The organism is Acinetobacter sp. YH01005, from assembly GCF_013420465.1.
Lineage (GTDB): Bacteria > Pseudomonadota > Gammaproteobacteria > Pseudomonadales > Moraxellaceae > Acinetobacter > Acinetobacter amyesii.
In genome coordinates, this window is record NZ_VOYA01000016.1 from 60,201 (window position 1) to 67,880 (window position 7,680).

A 7,680-nucleotide genomic window follows, 5' to 3' on the forward strand; every position below is an offset into this window, starting at 1 on the left:
GCGTTTATAAATAATATTTTGACTGCTTTTTTTACATGCAGACAAACCTTTTCTGGCATTTTCCTGTCACTTTTTTTGCTAGAATCAGCAACACGATTTGTTAACGTACACCTGTGGTTTTGAACGAAGAGACAATATAAATATAAGGACTTTTTCTAAATCCAATTTTCATCAAAACAGTGTTTTTCGTTTAGCAGCGCACAAATTTTTATTTTAAGGTATTTCGTTTCATGCAAGCTGATAATTCCAAAGTTGACCTTTCAACCCTGACCCCAATGATGCATTAGTATCTTACTATTGATTTTACTATATTTTTTATATCAAATTAGGATTTAGCACACCAAAAGGTATACATAATAAAAAAGCATGCTCCTAAGAGCATGCTTTTCGGTTTAAATCTTCTAAGAGCAACTCTATCATATCATGCTGATGTTTTTCTATACTATCTTCATTCCACTCAGATCCTTTCTTTTTAGCAACCTGCATCATCAACTCTAACTTCAAACTGATTGGCACTTTCTTATGCTCGTCTAGCCAATTGGCTTTTTGAATCGGCATGTCATTGGTGAGTGAAGAATTTTCACTTTGGTTCAATAACCCTAAATTACCTAGACTATCTAAAACTTGTTCAGGTAAAGGCTCACCCACCTTCGGATTCTGCGGATAAAAATGCTCAATCGAATCCTTATAGCTAAAGTAAAACTTAGTATGGCTTCCTTTTTCCTTTTTTAACAAAAGATAATCTAGATAGTTCAAACAAAAATTTGAGATTTTCTGATAAGTCAAATGGGTTTTTATATCTTCTGCAGTGACCACATTGTTACGATCAGATTCGTCGCCATACATAAAATTTTCATAGTCTTCCTTGTCAGCACTTAAGTAACGCTTCTTAATCAAAGTACGCGCCAAATTTTCCACAAATTCAAAATAGGCAATTAAGCTAATTTCTTTGTCACTATGAACTGTGAGCCAATATAAAACGCTTAACAACCAGTTCTTGCGTGAATGTGTCGGATAGGAAACATGAAATGCAGATAGAAGCATCACGAGGTTTCTTTGACCACCTTCTAATGCTAATTCATTTTCTCCCTCCACTTCAGATTGTGAAAAGGTATTCACATAGCTCACATTACCAGAACTATAGTATTTAGGTTTCTTGAGTGACCAACCTTTGTGCTGAGGGCTATTCTCCCGTTTAATGATATATAGATCGAATAAATATCGTGTTTTCAAAAGAAGGTAGATAAAGGCTTTTGCATGACTTGCATCTATAATCGTTTTTTTAAAGCTTTCTAATAAAGTTTTGTCATCAAGTGCAATCTTGCTAGCATCGCTATCTTTCAACTGCGTTTTGACATAAATTTTCAAAACTTGCATCAGGAAGTTTGGATAATCAATGATGCTTGCAAAACGCTCACTCGATTCTTCATTGGGCTTCTGACTCATAGGGACAGGATTAAGCTTTAGAATTCCTTCTAAAGTCAGCTTATCCCCATAAGAGCTATTACCTTCTGTACTTACATCTTTCGATTGCGTTTCGAGAGGTAGGCATGACTTCAATTTTTCGTAGTCTTCGACACACCATTCATGATATGAACTACCAAATATTTGCTTTCTATCAGTGGGGTTAAAACCATAGGCAACATATTTGTACATATCCTGACACGCTGACCAAAGTTGATGAACAATATGACGGTCTTTATCTTCAGCACTTAACAAACTCAGGAAATGAGCCTTAATCACTTCATGCGCTTCTAACTGCTCCCCACGGTTATTCAGTGCATCAAAATAATGTGTCACATCAGCAAGCTCTGGAATGATCGTGCGTAAAATTACAACCTGATCCAATAGATAGTCTGTAAACTCTGCAAGTTTATCTTCTTGGACAATATTGAGGCATTCTTGCTGAATAATGCGATACCCTCTGAGAATAGCGTGATCCCCATGTTGTGCGTTTAATCGATCCAATTCTTGTTCAATAGATTGATCATTCGCAAACTTCCATAATGCGCTTAAAAGAATTGCAGACTTTTCACGGCTTTCAAATTTTAAGCGTATACAATTGAATTGATCTAGCTTGGCATTTTTAAGTTTAGATTTTAAGAATAAAGCTAAAAGATTTAAGGTTGTAAAGCGTTGCTGTCCATCTAGCACTTCAAAATAATGCTCTTTTTTTGCGACCACCAAACTACCGATATAATAGTTTGCAGGACTAGTCAGTGACTTTAGATAAGAGTCGTAGACATCCTGTATCATTGCTTGAATCTGTGGTCTTCCCCAAGCATAGTTCCGTTGATATACAGGAATTTGGTAGTCAACATCTTCGCTCAATAGTTGCAAGATGGTAAATGGCTTTGATTGCTCTATAGACATTATTATTGCTCCGCCATGTATTTCATTTCTCTAAACAGCTTTTTAATGCCTTCAACTTTACTTTTACGACTTTTCTCACTTGTCTCATTTAAACCGATATAAATATCCAAGGAAAAATTAAAGAAATCTTTTGGTCTTAGTGATTGATCCAAACGCTTAAAGAGATTGTGATCCATCACATAGTTCTCAATACTGGACTCGTAAATGCTTGATTGTGTCAATCTCAAACGATATGCCCAAATAAATCCTATTTCCAAAGCACTTGAAAACTCCGCCTCACCAAAGCGATCATAGTAAGCCAATAGAAAAGCATTGAGCACTTTCTGGACATAGCCATCACCTGTTCTGTTCCTACCCGTATACTCATAGCCTTTAGAAGGCTCGGTGCCATTGATGACTAGCCAAATTTTTTTCGATATTGCTGTGGTTAATAATGGCATGACCCAATCACCATAATCTGGTGGATTAAGCAATCCTAAAGCTTTACTTTCATAATGGCTAAACCACTCAAAAAAACGTCGCCCATTGATCATGGTTTGAGTGATTTGAAATGGATAAGCCAAATGTATGTTATCTACCTTGCGGAAGCGATCATTGTTGTACTCATCAACCATACTGTGCAAGATACGATATGATTGGCTCAGTGGAAACTGATCTTCCTGATGCAGTGACAAACCTTTAAAACCTTCCACCTGCTCTTTACCAAAGTAGAATGCCTTTTCCCCTTTAGTCCATTGTCTAATTGGATAGAGAAATTGAGAAAAAATACGATGAACGTCCTTTTCATTTCTCTGTTCCCATTGCTGAACTGCTTGAGCCTTACACGCTACTTCAGCAGGATCAAACTCTCGCAGATGATACGCCTTCAACAAATCATGCGGATGTAAATCTAATCCTCTCGAGTTCTGTGAATCAAAGAATTGAAAAGCCTCTGATAGCTTGCTTAACTCAACAATAACAAACTCACATTTGGTCAGCAGAATATCAATATATTCCTCTAAGGGCTTTGAGCGTGGCTTATCGATGAGCTTTTCAACCACATCATAATTTCGGCGTAAGTTTTCTTGACTCATGCGACACGCAGGAATCTCTAAACTGAACTCAGGAAGAATCAACCTGTTTAATTGACTTTTTCTCGCTTGTAAGGCATGCCAAATTAAATAAAAGGTTAATGTCCGTTGTTGTCCGTCCACAATATTTTTTTTAGCATCAGGTAACTTGTATTGGACAATCTTTCTGAGATGACGCTGATAGCAATCATTATGGTTCTTCGTGCGGATGATCAAAGTAGGCTTGTGTAGAACAATTGTCCCTAGGCGATACTTATAACGATCATCATCACGATTCTTTGCCGTAATACCCGCAACAAAATAATCTAAGTCATCAAACAGCGTTCTGACATGCTTCTCTGTCCACTTATAAGGACGTTGATAATCAGGAATACTTAAAGCTTGTTGGTAAAGTTCTTTTAATGAGATAACTCTCGACTCTAAAGTTACTATGGTCATGTTTTTTCAATCTTAATTTCTAAATGTTCGTCATGCAGATTGCTCAAAATATTCTGATAAATTTGATAATTGTCAGAATCCTTTATGACAAAAACCACCTCATCAATGAACGAATAATCTGGCAAAGTGGACAATACTGTTCCTATGGCTATTTCTGCTGCCAATTGCTTTGGGAAAGCATAAACACCTGTAGAGATGGAGGGGAATGAAACTTTTTTAGCTCGTACTTCATTTGCTTTGATCAAAGCATTTGAATATGTACTACACAGCAAATCTGCTTCATTATGATCACCATTCAACCATCTTGGTCCAACGGCATGAATAATATATTGTGCCGGCAAGTCACCTGCGATCGTTACCTCTGCCTGTCCCGTAGGACATCCACCTTTTAGCTTGTTTAACTCTATACAGGCTTGCTTCATCAGTAGTCCTGCTTTCTTATGGATTACGTAATCTAAACCACCTCCACCTAGTAGCGACTTATTCGCAGAGTTCACAATAGCATCCACGGCAAGCTTAGTGATATCCTCTTGTACTAACAGTATTTTTTTTCGTTTATTCATTTATATTGCTTTCAAGTATATTTTCATGAAAAGTAAATTCTTAATAAATAAAAACAAAATCATATGCCCACATAAAACTTTTCAATCAACTTGCGTGTCTTGACCAGCAAATTGCTAAACACGTTCTCCCGTTCAAACAGCTTAACCTTATAGTTTGGTAAGTCCTTCAACTCTTCTTTACGTGGTAGGCGTTTGGTGAACTCGTAATGCTCCAGAACCTGCTTCATCGCTTCTGGTTTCAGATTTTCTTCTTTGCAGAGATGCTGATAGGCCTGTTCTTTTTCAGCATCCCAAAATGCAGCAAAAGCCGTTTGAACGCTCTGTCCATTGATCATCTTCGGTATGTTTTCTTCAATGAATTTTTGAATGAGGTCTTGCTTATCGTGCAAGCTAATATCACTACTGATTAAATCGTAAATTTGCGCTTGGTACTTCTGACGCTTGTCCTCTGAGTCCGTATCAACAACAAGCTGTAGCAGATTAATAATATAACCAACATTAATGCGGTCACTGTGCAGTAAATCCAGTTGAAAATCGACATCATCCAGCACCGATACTTTTTCTTTCTTGGTGGTCTTTCTAACGGCACGACATAAGTCAGCATACTTAGAGGCGAAGTTCGCGAAGTGCTGCTTATCCAGTTGTGTTTGGTCTTGATCGTACTCAATAAAAGTTTGTAATTGCGCGTTGTAGCGCATCACTTCACGGAAAGCTTTAATAAATTCCAGTTGCTGTTCTTCTGTAACAAGATCATCGACTGATTGGTAATTGGGCGTTAAGGCAAACAATTTGCTCACCGCTGCTTGGTAATCCTGTTCGATTTCCGCATAGCTTGGAACAAGGACGATCTTAGTCGTTTCTTTATTGGAAAATAGTGCCAGCGCTTCATCCGTTGCACGTTTTAGGTTGCGGAAACAGATGATATTGCCAAATGGTTTTTTATCGTTGTAGACGCGATTGGTACGTGAGAATGCTTGAATCAAGCCATGATATTTTAGGTTTTTATCGACATACAAGGTATTTAGCGGCTTAGAGTCAAAGCCCGTGAGGAACATATTGACCACGATTAGAATATCAATCTGTCTGTTTTTTACGCGCTGTGCAATGTCGCGGTAGTACGCATAAAATTGATCGCCAGAATTGTAGTTAGTTTTGAACTGTCGGTTGTAATTGGCAATGTAACGATCCAGCTTATCCCGACTGGATGAGTTGACCTGACTTGGAATATCTGCGGCTTCTTCGTGAATCAAGCCATTTAAGTCATCAGTCGGTACAGCCTCATTTGCCGCATAGGAAAAAATGGTTGCAATAGTCAACGGTTTAAATATCCGACCTTGTGCTTCATCTTCAATTTGCTTTTCAGCCTGCACTTTTTCAAAAAGGTCGTAATATTGGGTCAGTGTTTCGACCGAACTGACACAGAACATTGCGGTAAATTCACGATTACGGGTTTTGGTATCGTGAATATTGACAATGTAGCGGGCAATCATTTCAAGGCGTTGCGGATTGTCATACAGTTCTTTGGTATCGATGCCTTCTACATCTTCCTCATAACTTTCATTGGTCGCCATGCCTTTGGCGGTGTATTTGCCCCGATAATCAATCTGAAACTGCAAGACGTTACGGTCACGGATGGCATCCACAATCACGTATTTATGCAAACATTCATTAAACAGGTAGTCTGTGGTGAGTTTTAAACCTGCTTTGCTTTGGCTATTCTTTTCAAAAATAGGCGTACCGGTAAAACCAAACATTTGTGCATTGCTGAAAAATTTTTTGATGTTCTGATGGGTCTCACCAAATTGACTGCGATGACATTCATCAAAAATAAAGACCACTTTTTTATTTTTAAGATAATCAATCGATTCTAAATAACGGTCGGTGCTGATGGCCCGATTGAGTTTTTGAATGGTGGTCACAATCAGTTTGTCATGCCGTTGATCGAGCTGTTTTACCAAGGTCGATGTGTTATCTGTGCTGTCGACGCTGTCGGCTTTAAAGGCATTAAATTCGCGTGAGGTTTGCGTATCGAGGTCGTTACGATCCACCACAAACAGGACTTTTTCCACATCAGGCATTTGCATGATGATCTGACTGGCTTTAAATGAGGTCAGGGTTTTGCCTGAACCAGTAGTGTGCCAGATATAGCCGTTCTGATCGGAGTTTTGCACATGCTCCACAATTTTCTGTACCGCATAAATCTGATAGGGACGCAGCACCATCAGGCTTTTGGTGGTTTCTAGCAGCACCATGTACTGGGTCAACATTTGGGTCAGATGCTGCTGATTGAAAAATGCATCGGCAAAGTCGACAATTTCATTGATATGTTTATTGGCAACATCTGCCCAAGGAAAGGCAAACTCAATTCCAGTCGTACCATTTGAGTAATAGCGAGTATTTGCACCGTTACTAATGACAAAAAGCTGGATAAAACCAAACAGGCCTTGTCCAGCCCAATAGGCTTCACGGGTATAACGCTGGGTCTGGTTAAAGGCTTCGGCAATTTCCATGCCGCGCTTTTTCAGCTCGATCTGAACCAGTGGCAAACCATTGACCAGTAAAGTCACATCAAAACGGCTGGTACGGCCGTTATAGTCACGGTGATCGATGGTGATTTGATTAGTCACCTGATAGATGTTTTTGCTTGGATCATCGGACAGGAAAAAGATGTGTTTGCTTGTACCATCATCAAATTTAACTGGGAACAGATCACGCAGGTTCTTGGCCCGTTCAAATATCGTTCCGGTATTCAGATGACTAATGACCTGCTTCCACTCGGTTTCTGACAGTGGTGCAACGCTATTGGCACTTTCAATTTGAGTTTTAAGGTTAGACAGTAGTTGGCTTTCGTCCTTGAGCATCACTGAGGCATAACCCATTTGCTTGAGCTGGCTAATCAATTCATTTTCAAGTTGGTATTCGCTTTGTGTGCTCATTTTTATCTCAAGGCTTTAGTGCTTAAATTATTTCCATTCGTGCTCTACACGCTGTAGCAACTTTTGTAAGAAGACGACTTGAGCTGTAATGCTTTCAAGATCGAAAGTTGCAAACTCCCATCTCAAATACCAAAATTTTTTATTTTGCTCATATTTCCCTTCAACCAAAGGATTGATGTGTGCTGAATTAGCAGGAGACTTTCACTTGGGAGATTCTAGGCAGCTAACCGATAAAAGTCTTCTGCCATTTGATTTGGTGTCTTAAAATCCAAGCCTTTTTGAATTCTTCGCTGATTATAA

General features: G+C 38.8%; 4 protein-coding genes. All 4 read right to left on the reverse strand.

Annotation, left to right across the window (positions count from 1 at the left end):
- Positions 1 to 372: 372 nt before the first annotated feature.
- The 4 genes from FTT72_RS11950 to FTT72_RS11965 are packed head-to-tail and all read right to left on the reverse strand — an operon-like array spanning position 373 to position 7,380.
- Positions 373 to 2,373 carry a DUF262 domain-containing protein gene (locus tag FTT72_RS11950; RefSeq protein WP_180178439.1) on the reverse strand — a complete coding sequence of 667 codons (2,001 nt, stop codon included), beginning with the start codon at positions 2,371 to 2,373 and terminating at the stop codon, positions 373 to 375.
- Between the two features lie 2 nt (positions 2,374 to 2,375).
- On the reverse strand, positions 2,376 to 3,881 hold the full coding sequence (locus FTT72_RS11955) for a DUF262 domain-containing protein (RefSeq protein ID WP_180178440.1): 1,506 nt from the start codon (positions 3,879 to 3,881) through the stop codon (positions 2,376 to 2,378).
- Positions 3,878 to 4,444 carry a macro domain-containing protein gene (locus tag FTT72_RS11960; RefSeq protein WP_180178441.1) on the reverse strand — a complete coding sequence of 189 codons (567 nt, stop codon included), beginning with the start codon at positions 4,442 to 4,444 and terminating at the stop codon, positions 3,878 to 3,880. The genes FTT72_RS11955 and FTT72_RS11960 overlap by 4 nt, the downstream gene beginning before the upstream one ends.
- Before the next feature lie 59 nt (positions 4,445 to 4,503).
- Positions 4,504 to 7,380, reverse strand: coding sequence for a type I restriction endonuclease subunit R (locus FTT72_RS11965; RefSeq protein ID WP_180178442.1), 2,877 nt, complete (start codon positions 7,378 to 7,380; stop codon positions 4,504 to 4,506).
- Positions 7,381 to 7,680 lie beyond the last annotated feature (300 nt).

What these genes read in the sequence shown, in the direction of transcription:
- FTT72_RS11950 (WP_180178439.1), bottom strand. Translation starts at nt 2,373, where the DNA reads ATGTCTATAGAGCAATCAAAGCCATTTACCATCTTGCAACTATTGAGC.
- FTT72_RS11955 (WP_180178440.1), bottom strand. Translation starts at nt 3,881, where the DNA reads ATGACCATAGTAACTTTAGAGTCGAGAGTTATCTCATTAAAAGAACTT.
- FTT72_RS11960 (WP_180178441.1), bottom strand. Translation starts at nt 4,444, where the DNA reads ATGAATAAACGAAAAAAAATACTGTTAGTACAAGAGGATATCACTAAG.
- FTT72_RS11965 (WP_180178442.1), bottom strand. Translation starts at nt 7,380, where the DNA reads ATGAGCACACAAAGCGAATACCAACTTGAAAATGAATTGATTAGCCAG.